The sequence below is a fragment of the Ruegeria sp. CL5 genome (assembly GCF_056536485.1).
Map to the genome: position 1 here is coordinate 156,217 of NZ_JBQFPS010000004.1, position 14,535 is coordinate 170,751.

The window sequence follows — 14,535 nt, forward strand, 5'->3', positions numbered from 1 at the left end:
ACTGTTGCTTGGCCAATACCTTCGGCATATTGGAGAGTTCACAATGAAGTTCCTTCGAACACCTGACCATCGGTTTGACGGGTTGCCAGATTTCGCATTCGGCCCGAATTATCTTGATGTGGATGATACCGAAGGCGGTCGTCTCCGAATGCACTATTTGGACGAGGGACCGGAACAGGCACCGCCCGTATTGTTGATGCATGGAGAGCCAACCTGGTGCTTCCTGTATCGGCACATGATTCCGTTATTCAAAGATGCGGGCCATCGAGTTCTGGCTCCTGATTTGATTGGGTTTGGACGGTCGGACAAGCCAACCGAGCGGTTCGATTACACCTACCAACGCCATGTAGACTGGATGTCCGAGTGGTTGCGGAAAGTTGACCTAACGGGCATCACATTGGTTTGCCAGGACTGGGGCGGTCTAATAGGCTTGCGGCTGGTCGCGAGTATGCCCGAGCGTTTCTCTCGTGTAGTTGTGGCGAACACGGCCTTGCCCACCGGTGACGTGCCTTTGGGGGAAGCATTTCTTTCATGGCGGGAATATTCACAATCCGTGCCTGAATTTAATTCGGGCCGTATTGTATTCGGCGGTACAACATCGAAGATTTCCGATGAAGAGGTCGCAGCCTATAACGCACCGTTTCCGGATGCGCGCTACCTGACAGGCGCTCGAGAGTTTCCAATGTTGGTGCCCGATACAGCTGATAATCCAGCTTCTGAAGCCAACCGAGCCGCATGGGAAACCCTCAAGACCCTAAACACCCCGTTTCTGACTGTTTTTGGAGAAGATGACAGGGTCATGGCGGGGGAAGACAAACTGTTCCAAAAGTCGATCCCTGGGGCAGTTGGTCAAAACCATGCCGTTGTGCCTAAAGCGGGGCATTTCATTCAAGAAGATACTGGCACAGAGCTGGCACAGGCGACTTTGAAATTCATTGAGCAAACACAGCTGCTGTCAGATTAGTGACTTCCCCTGCGGCTTTAACTCACACCAAATTTGCGACGCAAATGCTCAGCTAAGGCCGTTATGCGACGTGGTTGGGCTCGGCTCGGCGGAAACATCATTTGCAAAGGTTTCGGCGGTGGAAGGAAATCGCGCAAGACAGAAATAAGTCTGCCAGATCGAACATCGTCGCCGACATCCAGCTCGGACTTCAGTACGACCCCATGGCCTGCAATCGCCCAATCGCGGATGAGTGAACCATCATTGACTATTCGGTTTCCTTTTACCGATACCCGCTGGGCATTTGGTCCTGATCCAAACTCCCAAACGTTGTCGATCATGTCGCCAAACCTCATGACCAAGCAGTTGTGGTTTAACAGATCTTCTGGTTTTTCGGGCGTTCCGAATGAGGCCAGGTAACTTGGGGACGCACATACGAAGCGTAGGTAGCTTCCTAGATTTCGCAACCTGAGCGAGCTGTCCGTGATGTTGCCGAAGCGAACTGCGAGGTCAAAACCCTGGCCTACGAGGTCGACGTAGCCGTCTGAGAGGGACAGTTCGATTGAGACGGCTGGGTTCTCTTCGGTGAATTCGGCAATAACTTCGGAGACAAAGCTCCGCCCCAAATCGATAGGCGCGCTTATGCGAATTGGACCAGATAGAGTTTCGGCACCATGCCGAACAAGTGTGTCCAAGTCCGCAACCTCACCGAGTACGCTTTTTGCACCGTCGGCTAGTACCCGGCCTTCTTCAGTCAGGCTGATGGAACGGGTGGTTCGGTTGAATAAAACCACTCCGTAATGTGCCTCGAGAGACGCGAGCCGCTCGGACACTGTCGTGCTCGACATCCCTGTCTCCCGCGCCGCGGCCACAAGGCTTCCTTTCTCGGCTATAGTGAGAAACAAGCGAAGATTGTCTAAAAGCATTAAACGGAATTTCCGGATTATATGTTCGATCTCGCCCTGTTTATCCCGAAAGGACTGCGGCGTAAACCTGGCACATCGCTCTAGAACACAAGGGACCTATTCCAATGGCCAAGCTGACAATCGTCGCCAACATCAAAGCCAACCCCGACAAGATTGACCTCGTAAAGGCCGAGCTGACCAAGCTCATCGACATAACCCGATCCGAAGAGGGTTGCATTAACTACGACCTGCACCAGGACAACGACAACCCGGCTCATTTCGTGTTCTACGAAAACTGGGAAAGCCGAGAGCTTTGGCAAACCCACATGGGTGCTCAGCACCTTGCGGCTTATCTGGAAGCAACAGAGGGCGCCGTTGCAGAATTCACGTTGAATGAGATGACAGTCATCGGTTGATAGAGAACCGGACAAAGGAGCACGTTATGAAAGCCGTGGGATACCCTGAGACAGGGTCGATTGATCGGGCGGACGCCTTAATCGACTTCGAGGCCGACAAACCTACGCCGAAAGGGCACGACTTGTTGGTGAAGGTGCAGGCCGTGTCAGTGAACCCAGTCGATACGAAAATTCGTCAAAAACGTGCTCCTGTAGGTCCAGCACCTGATATTCTGGGGTGGGACGCAGTAGGGATCGTCGAAGCAGTTGGCGAAACGGTTGAGACTTTCAGTCCGGGAGATACAGTTTGGTATGCCGGGGCAATAAACCGACCGGGAACCAATGCCGAGTTTCATCTGGTAGATGAACGTATCGTAGGGTCAGCGCCAAAATCCATACCTGCAAAAGCAGCCGCGGCGATGCCGCTAACGACACTTACTGCCTTTGAGATGCTGTTCGACCGCTTGCGAGTTCAAGATGCCGTTTCCGGCGGGACCAATACGTTGCTGGTTATTGGTGGCGCAGGCGGTGTCGGGTCAATCACCATTCAATTGGCGCGGGCTCTTACTGACTTGACGGTGATTGCCACTGCGTCCCGACCCGAGACACAAGACTGGGTTCGAGAGCTTGGCGCACACCATGTCATCAACCATGCGGAACCTTTTGGCTCACAACTCGAGGCTCTCGGTATCGACAGCGTGGATTTCATTTATTCGACAAACCATTCCCAGCTTTATGCTTCCCAAGCTGGAGAGGTGATGACACCTCAAGGTCGCTTTGGGTTGATCGATGACCCTGAGACCTTCGACATCGCGCCGTTCAAACCCAAATCGATCTCATTGCATTGGGAGTTCATGTACACTCGGTCGCTTTTTGGGACTGGAGATATGAACCGTCAAAGCGAAATCCTGAATCAGGTCGCCGGGTTGATAGATGACGGAAAGATCAGATCCACAGCAACCGATACACTTGGTACAATCAATGCTGCAAACTTAATGAAAGCGCATGCTATCCTCGAAAGCGGCAAGGCCAAAGGAAAGCTCGTGCTTGAGGGGTTTTAGATGAGAATTGAGCGGCTGGATCATGTGAACATCGTGACGACCAGGTTGCCTGAGATGGTTGCTTGGTATGAAGAGGTCCTGGGTTTGATACCTGGGCCCCGCCCTGATTTTCCGTTCCCCGGAGCTTGGTTATACGCGGGTGATGACGCCGTGGTCCACCTTGTGGGTCATGAGGGAACGCCAAATGTCGGCTCCGAAGTGAAGCTCAAGCTCGAGCATTTTTCGCTCTCAGCCACGGGCTTGAGCGCATTCGAAGAAAAACTGAGCTCGAGTCAGATCAAGTACCGCAAAACTGACGTCCCGGGCGCTCGAATGGTCCAAATCCATGTTGCCGATCCTGATGGAAATCATATTCATATAGACTTCGAAGAAGTCGAGTAAGGGACAAACCCTCGAAATAGTCGGAACGCAAAATCACGCGCGTAACCTCTTGCCGATTAGTGATTGAGATCTTTGCCAGGTTGCTTCCAAGAATTACGCGGACCAACGTTTTTGGGCGGCACAAACGTCGATTAGGAGATCAGCATGCCGGACCTCGGAACAAACAAGAAAAACGTCATAGCTTTCTACGAAATGATGTTCAACGAGTGTCGACCTGCCGAGGCCATAGCAACCTTTGTTGGTGATACCTATACGCAGCACAACCCGCATGTTGGCGACGGCAAGCAAGCCTTTGTCGAGTACTTCGAGCGCATGGCCGCCGAATACCCGGGAAAGCGTGTGGACATCAAACGTGCCTTTGCTGAAGACGATCACGTTATTCTGCATTGCCATCAAATCTGGCCCGATGGTCTAGAGTACGCAGGGATCGATATTTTTCGCCTAGATGTCGACGGGAAGGTTGTCGAACACTGGGACGTTCTTCAGGAAGTTCCAGCAAACAGCGAGAATGGCAATGGCATGTTTTGACTTCGCCGTTCTGACTGCGGAGTCATTGAACTTCGAAAGCTCCTGTCTGCTAAACCACTATAGTCAAAGTGTATTAGTCTGATCCAAGAAACCCGCCGACGCGTATTTATCAAGAACCGTTTAGTTAGGAGATAAATATGTTCTCGAAGAGTATTCTTGCGGCAACCCTTGGATTATTTGCAGCTACTTCGCTTCAAGCTGGTGTACAAATTCGCTTTATAGAAGGCGCACCCAAGGACCGTTTTGTTTTGACAAATGTCGGAGCTTGCGAAGTACAAGCCTCGACTCTCAAAATTGACTTGTCGCAATCTGCCGGGCGTCTGATTTTCGACGTTACCGAAAAAGGCGCGGGTGTAGAGGTCTTCCAACCTCTCGAATTTGTTGAGGGTGCGGATGCTCTGCGTCAAATTCCAGCGGTCGTGGATGGGCAAGATACAATTGAACTTGAAATCGCCTCCCTCGCAGCCGGGGACAGGTTAGCTTTTACCATCGATGTAGACGACACCATTGGGCAACGCGAAATCACTGTAACGGGGTCGGAGATCGAAGGTGCCACGGTGTCATATACCGATGCCGATGAGATCAGTACTGCGACCTTCTCTTCCGAAGCGCTTGTCAACGTGACGACCAAGGATTGCTGAAAGCTATCCCACAATGTCGAATTGGATGGTCCGCATAGCATTTCTTGCGCTCGTGTTGGGAGGCGGCATCCTGATTGGGATATTGACCGCGCCCGGGGATTGGTATGCGCAGCTTTCTAAACCTGCTTTCAATCCACCAAATTGGATTTTTGGGCCGGTTTGGACGGTGCTTTATGTCTTGATCGCTATGGCGGGTTGGCGCCAGTTAGAAACAGACCGAAGTGCGACCGCCATGAAGCTGTGGTGGGCACAGATGGGGCTGAACCTTTTGTGGTCCCCGACCTTTTTCGTACTGCAACTGCCGTGGGTTGCCCTTTTGGTCATTGTCGCGTTGTTGGCTGTCATCGTGATGTTCATCACTCAGGTTAGGAATTCAGACCCCGTCTCCGCACTTTCTTTCCTGCTGTACTGTGTATGGGTTGCATTTGCCACGGCGCTGAACCTTTCCATTGCGATACTGAACTGAGAAGGAACAATATGGGTGCCAACTTCATTGGGCTTGTTTCTGGTCTTGTTATCATCGGATGCACAATGGCTCAGGCTGATGAAAAATTAACCGAAGACTTCTCCAAGTCTCCAGAGACGCGTTGGGACTACGTTGCCGACACCGTCATGGGAGGAGTTTCCTCAGGACAAGTGCAGTTTCGTTCGGAAGGTGATGTTGCATTCGCGCGGCTGACCGGAACCGTCAGTACGGAAAACAACGGCGGCTTCATCCAGTTCCGGCGCAAGTTGTCTGATCGACCAGATGAGGGTGTATCAGGCGTCAGGCTATTGGTACGGGGGAACGGTGAGCAGTATTTCGTTCACCTCAGAACACGCGGCACGGTGCTTCCGTGGCAATACTATCAGGCCGCTTTCGCAACTTCTGACGAATGGACCGAAGTTCACTTGCCTTTGTCAGGTTTCAAGGCTTCTGGTGCCATATTGCGCGCTATTCCCGTTGCTGACGAAATTACCTCAGTTGGAGTTGTAGCCTTCGGGCGCGATCATGAGGCCAGCGTAGATGTCAGCGAGATTGGTTTCTACTGAAGGTCGCCTGGGCGCAGCGCTCCAATCTTCTTTGAACCAGCCAGATCAGGCGACTCAAAAGAAGCAAGCGACGTTGCCAATCCAATAGTCTTTGCTCATCGTTTTCATGCGACTAACTTGGGTCCATGGAAGAAGTCACTCGACTAACCGAATGGATGATCACAGAAGGTCGTCGCTCTGGCGATCCTGTAAAAGTGGTGTCACAGTTTTGTTCCTCCTTGGTCGAAGCCGGAGTTCCGCTTTGGCGAGTAAACATTGGCCAACGCTTTGCCAATCCATTGCTTATTGCTTGGGGTGTGGTTTGGACTCCCAACGGCACCGACAGCTACGATGTCACCCATGAGACGACATTGACCGATGGTTATGTTGGGAGCTCATTTGAGTATATTCTGGCGAATAGAAAGCCGCTTCACAAAAGTCTCCAGCAACTGGACTCAGAAACAGAGCATTCATCCTATTTGGAGTTTGCAGAGCAAGGCGGCACCGACTACTACGCTACATTGCTTTATTACGGTGATGGATCGCTGCATGGTTGTACGTTCGTTACACAGGCGCCGGATGGATTCTCGCCGGAACATTTAAGGCTGATTGAAGCGGTCTTACCGGCCCTTTCTTCCGCTTTGGAACCTGTGACGATGCGAAAATCGTCTAAAGGTCTACTTCGAACCTATTTAGGAGATGGCCCTTCTGAGGCAGTCTGGAGCGGCAACATAAAGCGCGGTGAGCGAACAACTCTGGATGCCGTGGTTATGTTCTCTGATCTGCGAGGCTTTACGGCACTTTCCGAAACCTCTACGGAAGAAGAAGTCTTCGACACGCTCAGCGACTATTTTGATCTGTTGGTCAACGCCGTGGAAGACAACGGTGGAGACGTCCTCAAGTTCATGGGTGATGGCATTCTGTCGATCTTCACTATTGAAGCTCAAAAAAACCATGCCGACCGTTGCAGAATGGCGGCTCTTGCAGCGCAGAGTGTGCTGAGTGGTTTGAAAGCTCTCAACACTAGACGAGACGAGTTCCAAAAACCGCCCTTGGATATTGGAATTGGGATCAACGTTGGGCAGGTCAGCTACGGTAACATCGGCAGCCCCGGCAGGCTTGATTTTACAGTTCTGGGCGGTGCGGTGAACGTCGCAAGCCGAGTTGAAAGCTTAACAAAATCAATTGGTCAGAGAGTGTTGGCGACGTCAGCCGTTGCAAGTGCTGCACCGAACATGTTCTTTAGCTGTGGGGATCACGAAATACGTGGCCTTGCTCAACCCATTGAGCTGTTCTTTCTCACTGAAGGGGCGCAATAATCTAGGTATAGTTTTTTAAAACAACATACCTTTCCGGGAACATCCGGAGTGTTTGCAAGAACCATAGCCTTACTGATCTGCGCTGGGGCTTCTCCGGCCACGGCATTGGAGCTTCGCGAAACTGGGCGCTACGAGCTCAACCAACCCGCAAGCCTTGACTACGAACCAACGTTTTGTGGCTTGTGGATTGCCAACGAAGGGCCCGAAGCAATTCTCGTTACATTGCAAGGGGATGAGTTGCGCCGAATATCCAGCGATCTCTTTCGGATCAAAGCAATTGCTGTTGAAGGGGATCACTTGTTGCTGGGGGATGGTCTCCGCAGTCTTCAGCGTGTCACCAAGGATGGATCACCCCTGGGAGCGCCTTTCGAATTGGAAGGTGGGTTCGCGGATACGGAAGGAATTGCAATCAACGCCGCGGGACAGATCGTGACTGTCGAGGATGACCCTGAACGGTTGTCCTGGTTCACCACCGAGGGCACTCTGGCGGCGAGATTGGATACCATGAAGCTCTCTCCGCCCTTGAGCGAGGCGCAGGGCATCGCGATTGATCCGCGTACCGGCCACATGCTAATAGTTGACGACTGGGAAGGGTCAAACAGCCTGTATGAGTTCACGGCAGATGGCCAGTTTCTCGCCCAGCAAAGCTTGTTGGAGTTCGGAACCGACCCAGAAGGCATCGCCATTAGGCCGGGATCCAACCAACTGTTCGTGGCATTCGATGGCGGCGCGAAGATTGTGACATTTGACTACACGCCCACCTTGCCAGAAGGATCGCCGCCGCTGCCGCCGGGCGCGGATTGCGTGATGTTCTGAGAGCTTTTCTATTTGCTTGGGTCGACGCTGGCTTCCGCTAGTCGCGCTCACTGTCCAAAGTTTCGCGAATGAGCGCCAGATTAGGCAAAGACTCATGAAACGGACCTGACCCGAGTTCGGACAATACTGGAGCCAGGGCTTCCGACATCCGCTTCGTACAAGCTTTCAAAAACTCCGCGCCTTGCGGAGTGGACCTGGCGATTTTCGAACGCTTGTCATTGGGGTTGGCTTCAAGGGTAATCAGGGTAAGATTTTCAAGGCTCGCGAGCATGTGCGTCATCGACGTCTTGGGCACTTGAAATGCGTTCGATAGCTGTAGTGGCGTTTCTCCCTCGGGGCGCCGGACCAGGTGGCCTAAAATTCCAAATTGAGTTGCCGTCATTCGACCAGGTAAGAACGTTCCCAGCTTGGTCGAGATCAGTTGATTTATGATCCCGACCTCGGTGAAGAACCGGTAAACTTCGTTGGTCTCATCTTCAGGCTTCATTCAGAATTCGTGTCTCCAGCGGCCAGCGGGGTGTGGCAATTGGCTCAGGTCCATACCCCAAACGCAGCAACATTTGCACCGTGTGGCCCGGTGACGCAAGAAGCTCATGCGCAATAGCGTATTCATCGGCCATCTCGGGATATTCCTGAAGGGCCTGACTGACCGGATGCACGCCTAGCCCCATTTCGGTTGTCTTCAGATAGAAACGCATCAATTGACGTCCGGCTTCGAGTTGATCACTTCGCGTATTTGTAGCTGTCGTGAGGACTGCGTATTGAGGCGTCGCGTCTAGCATAGCGAAGTAGCCTCGCATGTGAGACTGAGTGCCTGGGTGGTCAACATTTATAAGGGTCTCATTGTCCAATAAGCCGGTAAGTCGCAGCGTTTCCAGCATGGGATCGCGTAACTCAATCCCATCCGGGTTGGCGTTGATTTCTGTTTTCCCGATCCGCATGAGGTCGACGGATTCTTTTAGGGTCTGGGGTGTTCGCATTTCGATTTCGAAAGCGCGTTTTGTGAGGTCTCGAACACGGCCCACTAGATCCTCATCAGCAATCAAAGATGCATAGTTGGCAAGCGTAGACACTTGGTCGGCTGAGAGGCGCTGTTCAGTGTACGGTTCCTTGTTGGAATGTCGGTTGAGGATTTGATCTGAGAGTGGATCGGGCGCTCCGCCAGGAACAAACACTGCTTCTGCGATAGGTCCGTCATCTCCATTTGGCAGTAGTTTGACCTCGGTATCAAATCCCTGTGCACCTGCCGCCAGGATCATAGTCTCAACAAATGCGCCGAGGCCAATAAAAAGCTGGCGGTGGTAAGGATCGGTTTCTGGAAGCTCGCGATCAGGATCACGATGGATGCGCACCTTGTCTTGCCCAACCAACTCAACGAGCCAAGGTTGCAAGTTGTGTGGATTGGGGGCGAGAATTGCGTAGGACAAAGCAGCTTTGCGTGGGTCGTCATACGGTTTTGGCGTCCACGGAGCCAGCGCGTCATGCGGCGTGCGTGTAGCGAGGAACGCAACCGCGCCCGTTGCCGTCAGAATTGTGCCTCCGCCTAGAATCTTGAGAAAACGTCTTCGATTTGGCATCTTGAGTCTCCAGTAGTACGATATCGTACTAAATTAATACGAAGTCGTACCATTTCAACCCCAATCGATGTAGTGATTGTTTGAGCGACTAAAAAAAGAAAATCAGCGCAGCCGGAGGCAACTGCGGGTTGCCGTGGTAGACAAGAACTCGGAGCGCCTTCAATGCCGAAAACAGGCAGTTACTCTAGTTGACTAACGACCGGATACGAGAAGATCAGAGGCTGTTGAGCCGATGCTTTTCGAGTATCCCGCAAAGCATAGCCTGTGCTTGCAGCCTGTGTTCTCGATGACGTTCACGGGCAACATCCGGTCGACCTTCACTAATCGCTTGGAAAACAACCCGATGATCTTCATTGGATTTGACGGGCACGGGCCTGATGAACAACGTCGTTGCGCGAGCGCGGCGCACCTGGTCGCTCATCATGGCGACAATCGCTTCGACTCGTTTGTTGCCGCCCAACCGAACGAGTTCCTGATGAAACCACTCGTCGGCCTCGGCCCAGGCTTCTAGGTCTTCGGCTTCGATGGCTTGGTCCATCTTTGCAATTGATCCAGCAAGGTCCGCCAGTTCATCTTCTGAATAACCCGCTTCGGCAGCGCGCTGTGCTGCGAGGCTCTCGAGTTCCGTCAATATGTCGTAGATTTCACGCATATCATCTGATGAAACAGGCAGTATCCGAACGCCCTTCCGGGGTCGCATTTCCAGCAACCCCTTACTTTCCAGCATCAGCGCGGCTTCCCGTATCGGGGTGCGGGACATACCAAGGGTTTCGGCGAGTTCCGATTCCAGATGGTCAGTTCCGGCCGCAAGTTCGCCGGACAGGATCATCCGCCGCAAATCTCTTACAGCGCGTTGTGTATTGGAAAGAGTTTTTGCGTCCTGATCCTTCACGGCGTCTCCAGGTTGATTTTTCGTCCTTCCGCAGCCGAGAGATAGATATTCTCTTCGATGCGGATCACATCCAAATAATCTCGGGCCGTGTTTTCTAACGGCGTGCCTCGTAGAAGGCCCGAAATGACGTGACTTTGCAAGGCGTGGACGCAGTCTCCTCCAAATCCATCATGATCGCTTGGAGGTAGAATCTGCTGTCGCTCCTGTTTTCCAAAACCGCGGAGTTCTACTGAGCCGTCGCCGTAAAGAACCAGTGATCCTTCTGTTCCTTCGATGAGAGCTTCGCCCATGGTTTGGCGCAGGTTTTCGGCACTGTGGTCAAGGCATCTGTTGCCATCGAACAGAGCTTTCAAACCGTTGGGGTGGTCAAACAGGATGTAACCTGCATCCTCGCCCGAGATAACGGGGTTAACTTGGCGCAAGTCCGCATAAACTGCACTGGGCGCATCGAACAAAAATCGGAATGTGTCTACCCAGTGAACCGCTGTTTCATGCACCAGAAAACGTGGCATGTCCTGAAAGTACGGCTGCCGGTCAAGGTAGGCGTGCGGTCCCTGTCCGTCGCCAGGCCGAAGCCGGAAAGTCGCTTGTAGAGGTGTTCCAATTCGACCCTCGGTCATCGCTACCTTGATCGCACGATACCAGGGCTGGAAGCGAAAATTCTCATGCACGACAATGGTTGCGCCTACTGCTTCAGCCTCGGAGACGATCTTCTTAGCTTCTTCTAATGACATGCAGAAAGGTTTTTGGCAGATCAGCCACTTTATTCCAGAGCGCAGTGCCGTTCGGATGGCATCGGCCTGCGCCACAGGTGGAAGGATGATGTCCAAGAGATCTGGTTTTTCCACTTCCAGCATTTTTGACAGATCATCGTAAGCGGCCAGTCCTGTTTCCTTCGCCTTGTTGATATCACGGTTGCAAGATGCAATCGGAACCGCTCCGGGCATTCGGGACCAGCTTTCGTAGTGGAACCTACTGAAATACCCCGCTCCCACACACGCGACCCTGATGGCTTGTTGTGTATTCATGCCTGCAATGCTTCCATTACTGATGAGGCTGCGGCCTGCGTTCCAGCGGTGCCACCAAGGTCACGCGTCAGGTTGTTGCCGCTTGTCGTCACCTTTTCCACGGCTTCGCGCAATCGTTCGCCGTCGTTGGACAGGTCTGGGTGATCATGGGTCAGCCCCAACCATTCAAGCATCATTGCTGCGGACAGGATCATCGCAAAAGGGTTGGCAATACCCTGTCCCGCAATGTCAGGAGCGGAACCATGGCAGGGTTGGAATACAGCGTGATTCAACCCGATATCCGCTGATGGCGCCAGTCCTAGACCACCCATGAGACCCGCGCCAAGGTCGGAGAGAATGTCTCCGAACATGTTCTCGGTCACCAAGACATCAAATTCCCAAGGCTTTTGAACCATCCAGAGGGCGGTAGCATCGACGTATGCATGGTCTGCCTGCAAATCCGGATGGTTGGCAGCTTCGGCGTCAAACATTGATCTGAAGAACGCAAAGGCCCTGAATACATTGGCTTTATCGACGCAAGTAACCCGTCCTGGCCCGCGTCCGGATGCTTTCCGGTTTTTGGCCAAATCAAACGCAAACCGGAATAGTTTTTCGGAGACATCGCGGGTGATCAGAAGAGTTTCGCGCGCCTCATCTTCTAAGACTTCTCCCGTTCCTTGCGTGAAAAACAATCCTTCGGTGCTTTCACGGATCAAGACAAAGTCGATCTCTTTTCCACTGGGGAGCGACAAAGGGGTCGTTTGCCCGTTGCTTACCTTTACTGGCCGCACCCCAGCGAAAAGTCCCAGTTGCTTTCGCAGATCGATCTGCGGTGAAATCTCGGTTCCATCAGGGTAGCGAACATCCGGCAAACCCATTGCAGATAGCAGAATCGCGTCAGCGTTGCGTGCAGTTTCGAGTGACCCAGCCGGAAACGATTCTCCAGTTTTGGCGTAGTGGCCTGCGCCCGCCGGAGCGTCTGTAAACACCAGTTTGTAGGAAGGACTGCCGTGCGAGAGCTGACGCAGGATTTCAAGCGTAGGGGCCATAATTTCAGGGCCGATTCCGTCCCCATGGAACACTGCCACATCATAACTTTTCTTCATCTTAGCCCGCTTCCTTCCCGTTTCGCATTCATAGCGCGATAGCAACTTTCACTACAGTCCGTTGACAACGCATTCTTTAATGTATACGTAAATAAATGCAATAATAAACGCAAAGATGTTTGGGAGGACTTGGAAATGAAACTGAAGCTAGGGCGGTTGGCGGCCGCGGTTGCTATGGCGACGGGGATTGCTGGGGCTGCTGCTGCGCAGGATTATCCCTATCGTGATATCACCACAGCTGTGGTCTGGGGGGCCGGTGGTGGCACGGACACGATCAACCGAATGATCATGGCCGAGATGGAAAAACACCTTCCGGTTTCTATCAATGTGATCAATCAAACAGGTGGGGTCGCAGGCTCTAACGGCATGGTCTACGTCATGAACCAACCAGACGATGGCTACACATTGGTTGGTCTGTCTGAATCGAACGTCACCGCTGCTGTGCAGGGTGGTTGGGATAAGAAATTCGACTTTTGGTATCCGTTTATTGTTGGCGGCTCACCCGATCTGATCTCGGTCCCAGCGGATAGCCCTTACAATACTCTGGAAGAACTGGTCGACGCTGCGAAAGCTGCTCCTGGCACTATTCCAGCGGCGGCTTCCGGCGCAGGTTCGATCCACCACTTGAACCTTCTGGCCATCGAAAAAGGGTCCGGTGCAGAGTTCAAGTTTGTTCCATACAAAGGTTCCGCGCCAGGGCAGGAAGCAGCGATAGCGGGTGAAGTTGCGTTGGTTGTGACTTCTCTAGCTGAACAGGCCCCGTTGATCGAAGGCGGTCAATTGAAGCCTCTCGCGATGCTGACGCCCGAAGAAGCGCAGATTGCAGGGGCAACGGTGCCTTCCGCCTTTGGGATTTATGACGGTCTCGATCAGTATTTACCGCTCAAACAGGCCATCGGGTTTGCAGTTCACAGTTCAGCCGGGGACGACGTAAAGGCCGCACTTGGTGATGCCTTCGAGCAAGCGATTGCCTCCGACACCGTCGCTGAATGGGCCGTGGCAAACAATTACGATGTCGGTGGTCAACACGGCGAAGAAGCTCAAGAGCTGTTTGCGAACCTTGAGGCGACATTTGCCTACACCTTGCAAGATCTGGGCGCAGCGACCGTCGATCCGGCGTCGCTGGGTATCGAGAAGCCATAATCCGATCACTTTTGAAAGGGCGCGCCTGATCGCGCCCTTTCCGACAAGAGGCAGGCAATGGACAAACCTGACGATACACTGATCATGCGGACGCGCGATTTCTGGGCATCGATTGGTCTGATAGCAATTTCCACATTTTTCCTTTGGAAGACGTTGGACATCCCTCTTTGGGGCGAAAACCGCGCAGGTGTAAGTGGATCGGATTGGTACAACTCGGCTGCAATTGTGCCGTTGTTCATCTTCGGTGGACTACTTGTTTTGTCTTTCGTTTTGTTGGCTATTTCGATTCGTGCCGGTGCAGCCCAACACGCGCTCAGTGCTTTGGGCATCGGGTGGGATAAGTCTGAAGCCTATCGAGCTTCAACCATAGGACTGATCCTTCTTGCATATGTCGTTGGGTTGGTTCCAAGAGTGGACTTCATTCTGTGTTCTGGCTTGCTAATCACAGCTTTGACTTACGGCTACTACGGCGGTCACGCGCGGCGTGCTTTGGTGGCCTGTGTCGCAGTTGTCGTCACCGGTTTGTTTGCGTTCGCCGTGTTTCCTGCTCAGGCGGATTGGAATGCACACGGTGATGATTGGTTCACACTGGCCTTGTGGGTCGCGTTAACACTAGTGGTGTTGACCAAAGCGGCTTCCGAACGCGTTTTGCGGTTCGTTCCATTGGTGGCAATACTTGCCCCGCTCATCCTCGTTTGTGCGATGGCCTTTGTTTTCCGGCAGAACGTGCCCGCGCGCTGCGGGCTGATCTTCAAGCAAATCGAATACCACTACTACGTGACGCTTCGTCCGCTATGGAAAGACTGACCG

General features: G+C 52.9%; 18 protein-coding genes. 12 read left to right on the forward strand and 6 right to left on the reverse strand.

Going from position 1 to position 14,535, the window contains the following annotated elements; all coding sequences use genetic code 11:
* Positions 1-43 precede the first annotated feature (43 nt).
* The gene (locus tag ACR0IU_RS08675; RefSeq protein ID WP_170547401.1) at positions 44-964 is read left to right on the forward strand and encodes a haloalkane dehalogenase; all 921 of its coding nucleotides are present in this window, start codon (positions 44-46) and stop codon (positions 962-964) included.
* A gap of 17 nt (positions 965-981) precedes the next feature.
* Here the strand turns inward: ACR0IU_RS08675 and ACR0IU_RS08680 are convergent, their stop codons facing one another.
* Positions 982-1,869 (reverse strand): LysR family transcriptional regulator, encoded by an 888-nt coding sequence (locus ACR0IU_RS08680; RefSeq protein ID WP_480715964.1) that lies wholly within the window; start codon positions 1,867-1,869, stop codon positions 982-984.
* Between the two features lie 104 nt (positions 1,870-1,973).
* Between ACR0IU_RS08680 and ACR0IU_RS08685 the strand changes: the two genes are divergently transcribed.
* The 9 genes from ACR0IU_RS08685 (at position 1,974) to ACR0IU_RS08725 (ending at position 8,000) form a co-directional block, all read left to right on the forward strand.
* Positions 1,974-2,264, forward strand: a complete 291-nt coding sequence (locus tag ACR0IU_RS08685; protein ID WP_170547405.1) for a putative quinol monooxygenase — start codon at positions 1,974-1,976, stop codon at positions 2,262-2,264.
* A gap of 26 nt (positions 2,265-2,290) precedes the next feature.
* Entirely contained in the window at positions 2,291-3,304 is a 1,014-nt protein-coding gene (locus ACR0IU_RS08690) for a zinc-binding alcohol dehydrogenase family protein (protein ID WP_170547407.1), read from the forward strand.
* Positions 3,305-3,685: a VOC family protein gene (locus ACR0IU_RS08695; protein ID WP_480715965.1), complete on the forward strand. Its 381-nt coding sequence runs from the start codon at positions 3,305-3,307 to the stop codon at positions 3,683-3,685.
* Between the two features lie 144 nt (positions 3,686-3,829).
* Positions 3,830-4,213, forward strand: a complete 384-nt coding sequence (locus ACR0IU_RS08700) for a nuclear transport factor 2 family protein (RefSeq protein ID WP_170547409.1) — start codon at positions 3,830-3,832, stop codon at positions 4,211-4,213.
* Between the two features lie 137 nt (positions 4,214-4,350).
* Positions 4,351-4,854, forward strand: a complete 504-nt coding sequence (locus tag ACR0IU_RS08705) for an aggregation factor core (RefSeq protein WP_170547411.1) — start codon at positions 4,351-4,353, stop codon at positions 4,852-4,854.
* Positions 4,855-4,867: 13 nt separating this feature from the next.
* Positions 4,868-5,320, forward strand: a complete 453-nt coding sequence (locus tag ACR0IU_RS08710; protein ID WP_480715966.1) for a TspO/MBR family protein — start codon at positions 4,868-4,870, stop codon at positions 5,318-5,320.
* Between the two features lie 65 nt (positions 5,321-5,385).
* Entirely contained in the window at positions 5,386-5,886 is a 501-nt protein-coding gene (locus tag ACR0IU_RS08715; protein WP_480422596.1) for a CIA30 family protein, read from the forward strand.
* A 125-nt stretch (positions 5,887-6,011) separates the two neighbouring features.
* A complete protein-coding gene (locus ACR0IU_RS08720) occupies positions 6,012-7,184 on the forward strand; it encodes an adenylate/guanylate cyclase domain-containing protein (protein WP_170547418.1) in 1,173 nt (390 codons plus the stop codon).
* A 48-nt stretch (positions 7,185-7,232) separates the two neighbouring features.
* A complete protein-coding gene (locus ACR0IU_RS08725) occupies positions 7,233-8,000 on the forward strand; it encodes a hypothetical protein (protein ID WP_480715967.1) in 768 nt (255 codons plus the stop codon).
* Positions 8,001-8,037: 37 nt separating this feature from the next.
* On the opposite strand, the gene ACR0IU_RS08730 is transcribed toward ACR0IU_RS08725, so the two are convergent.
* The 5 genes from ACR0IU_RS08730 to ACR0IU_RS08750 form a co-directional block, all read right to left on the reverse strand.
* Positions 8,038-8,487 carry a MarR family winged helix-turn-helix transcriptional regulator gene (locus ACR0IU_RS08730; protein WP_480715968.1) on the reverse strand — a complete coding sequence of 150 codons (450 nt, stop codon included), beginning with the start codon at positions 8,485-8,487 and terminating at the stop codon, positions 8,038-8,040.
* Entirely contained in the window at positions 8,477-9,577 is a 1,101-nt protein-coding gene (locus tag ACR0IU_RS08735) for an Acg family FMN-binding oxidoreductase (RefSeq protein WP_480715969.1), read from the reverse strand. Before ACR0IU_RS08735 ends, ACR0IU_RS08730 begins: the two co-directional genes overlap by 11 nt.
* A gap of 214 nt (positions 9,578-9,791) precedes the next feature.
* Positions 9,792-10,469: a GntR family transcriptional regulator gene (locus ACR0IU_RS08740; RefSeq protein WP_170547424.1), complete on the reverse strand. Its 678-nt coding sequence runs from the start codon at positions 10,467-10,469 to the stop codon at positions 9,792-9,794.
* On the reverse strand, positions 10,466-11,497 hold the full coding sequence (locus tag ACR0IU_RS08745; RefSeq protein ID WP_170547426.1) for a Gfo/Idh/MocA family protein: 1,032 nt from the start codon (positions 11,495-11,497) through the stop codon (positions 10,466-10,468). Before ACR0IU_RS08745 ends, ACR0IU_RS08740 begins: the two co-directional genes overlap by 4 nt.
* Positions 11,494-12,582, reverse strand: a complete 1,089-nt coding sequence (locus tag ACR0IU_RS08750; protein WP_480715970.1) for an isocitrate/isopropylmalate dehydrogenase family protein — start codon at positions 12,580-12,582, stop codon at positions 11,494-11,496. Before ACR0IU_RS08750 ends, ACR0IU_RS08745 begins: the two co-directional genes overlap by 4 nt.
* 135 nt (positions 12,583-12,717) lie before the next feature.
* Between ACR0IU_RS08750 and ACR0IU_RS08755 the strand changes: the two genes are divergently transcribed.
* A complete protein-coding gene (locus tag ACR0IU_RS08755) occupies positions 12,718-13,725 on the forward strand; it encodes a Bug family tripartite tricarboxylate transporter substrate binding protein (RefSeq protein ID WP_480715971.1) in 1,008 nt (335 codons plus the stop codon).
* Between the two features lie 57 nt (positions 13,726-13,782).
* The gene (locus ACR0IU_RS08760; RefSeq protein WP_480715972.1) at positions 13,783-14,532 is read left to right on the forward strand and encodes a hypothetical protein; all 750 of its coding nucleotides are present in this window, start codon (positions 13,783-13,785) and stop codon (positions 14,530-14,532) included.
* The last annotated feature ends 3 nt before the right edge of the window (positions 14,533-14,535 follow it).

What these genes read in the sequence shown, in the direction of transcription:
- ACR0IU_RS08755 (WP_480715971.1), top strand. Translation starts at nt 12,718, where the DNA reads ATGAAACTGAAGCTAGGGCGGTTGGCGGCCGCGGTTGCTATGGCGACG.
- ACR0IU_RS08720 (WP_170547418.1), top strand. Translation starts at nt 6,012, where the DNA reads ATGGAAGAAGTCACTCGACTAACCGAATGGATGATCACAGAAGGTCGT.
- ACR0IU_RS08700 (WP_170547409.1), top strand. Translation starts at nt 3,830, where the DNA reads ATGCCGGACCTCGGAACAAACAAGAAAAACGTCATAGCTTTCTACGAA.
- ACR0IU_RS08685 (WP_170547405.1), top strand. Translation starts at nt 1,974, where the DNA reads ATGGCCAAGCTGACAATCGTCGCCAACATCAAAGCCAACCCCGACAAG.
- ACR0IU_RS08680 (WP_480715964.1), bottom strand. Translation starts at nt 1,869, where the DNA reads ATGCTTTTAGACAATCTTCGCTTGTTTCTCACTATAGCCGAGAAAGGA.
- ACR0IU_RS08745 (WP_170547426.1), bottom strand. Translation starts at nt 11,497, where the DNA reads ATGAATACACAACAAGCCATCAGGGTCGCGTGTGTGGGAGCGGGGTAT.
- ACR0IU_RS08735 (WP_480715969.1), bottom strand. Translation starts at nt 9,577, where the DNA reads ATGCCAAATCGAAGACGTTTTCTCAAGATTCTAGGCGGAGGCACAATT.
- ACR0IU_RS08715 (WP_480422596.1), top strand. Translation starts at nt 5,386, where the DNA reads ATGGCTCAGGCTGATGAAAAATTAACCGAAGACTTCTCCAAGTCTCCA.
- ACR0IU_RS08675 (WP_170547401.1), top strand. Translation starts at nt 44, where the DNA reads ATGAAGTTCCTTCGAACACCTGACCATCGGTTTGACGGGTTGCCAGAT.
- ACR0IU_RS08710 (WP_480715966.1), top strand. Translation starts at nt 4,868, where the DNA reads ATGTCGAATTGGATGGTCCGCATAGCATTTCTTGCGCTCGTGTTGGGA.
- ACR0IU_RS08750 (WP_480715970.1), bottom strand. Translation starts at nt 12,582, where the DNA reads ATGAAGAAAAGTTATGATGTGGCAGTGTTCCATGGGGACGGAATCGGC.
- ACR0IU_RS08690 (WP_170547407.1), top strand. Translation starts at nt 2,291, where the DNA reads ATGAAAGCCGTGGGATACCCTGAGACAGGGTCGATTGATCGGGCGGAC.
- ACR0IU_RS08705 (WP_170547411.1), top strand. Translation starts at nt 4,351, where the DNA reads ATGTTCTCGAAGAGTATTCTTGCGGCAACCCTTGGATTATTTGCAGCT.
- ACR0IU_RS08695 (WP_480715965.1), top strand. Translation starts at nt 3,305, where the DNA reads ATGAGAATTGAGCGGCTGGATCATGTGAACATCGTGACGACCAGGTTG.
- ACR0IU_RS08730 (WP_480715968.1), bottom strand. Translation starts at nt 8,487, where the DNA reads ATGAAGCCTGAAGATGAGACCAACGAAGTTTACCGGTTCTTCACCGAG.
- ACR0IU_RS08760 (WP_480715972.1), top strand. Translation starts at nt 13,783, where the DNA reads ATGGACAAACCTGACGATACACTGATCATGCGGACGCGCGATTTCTGG.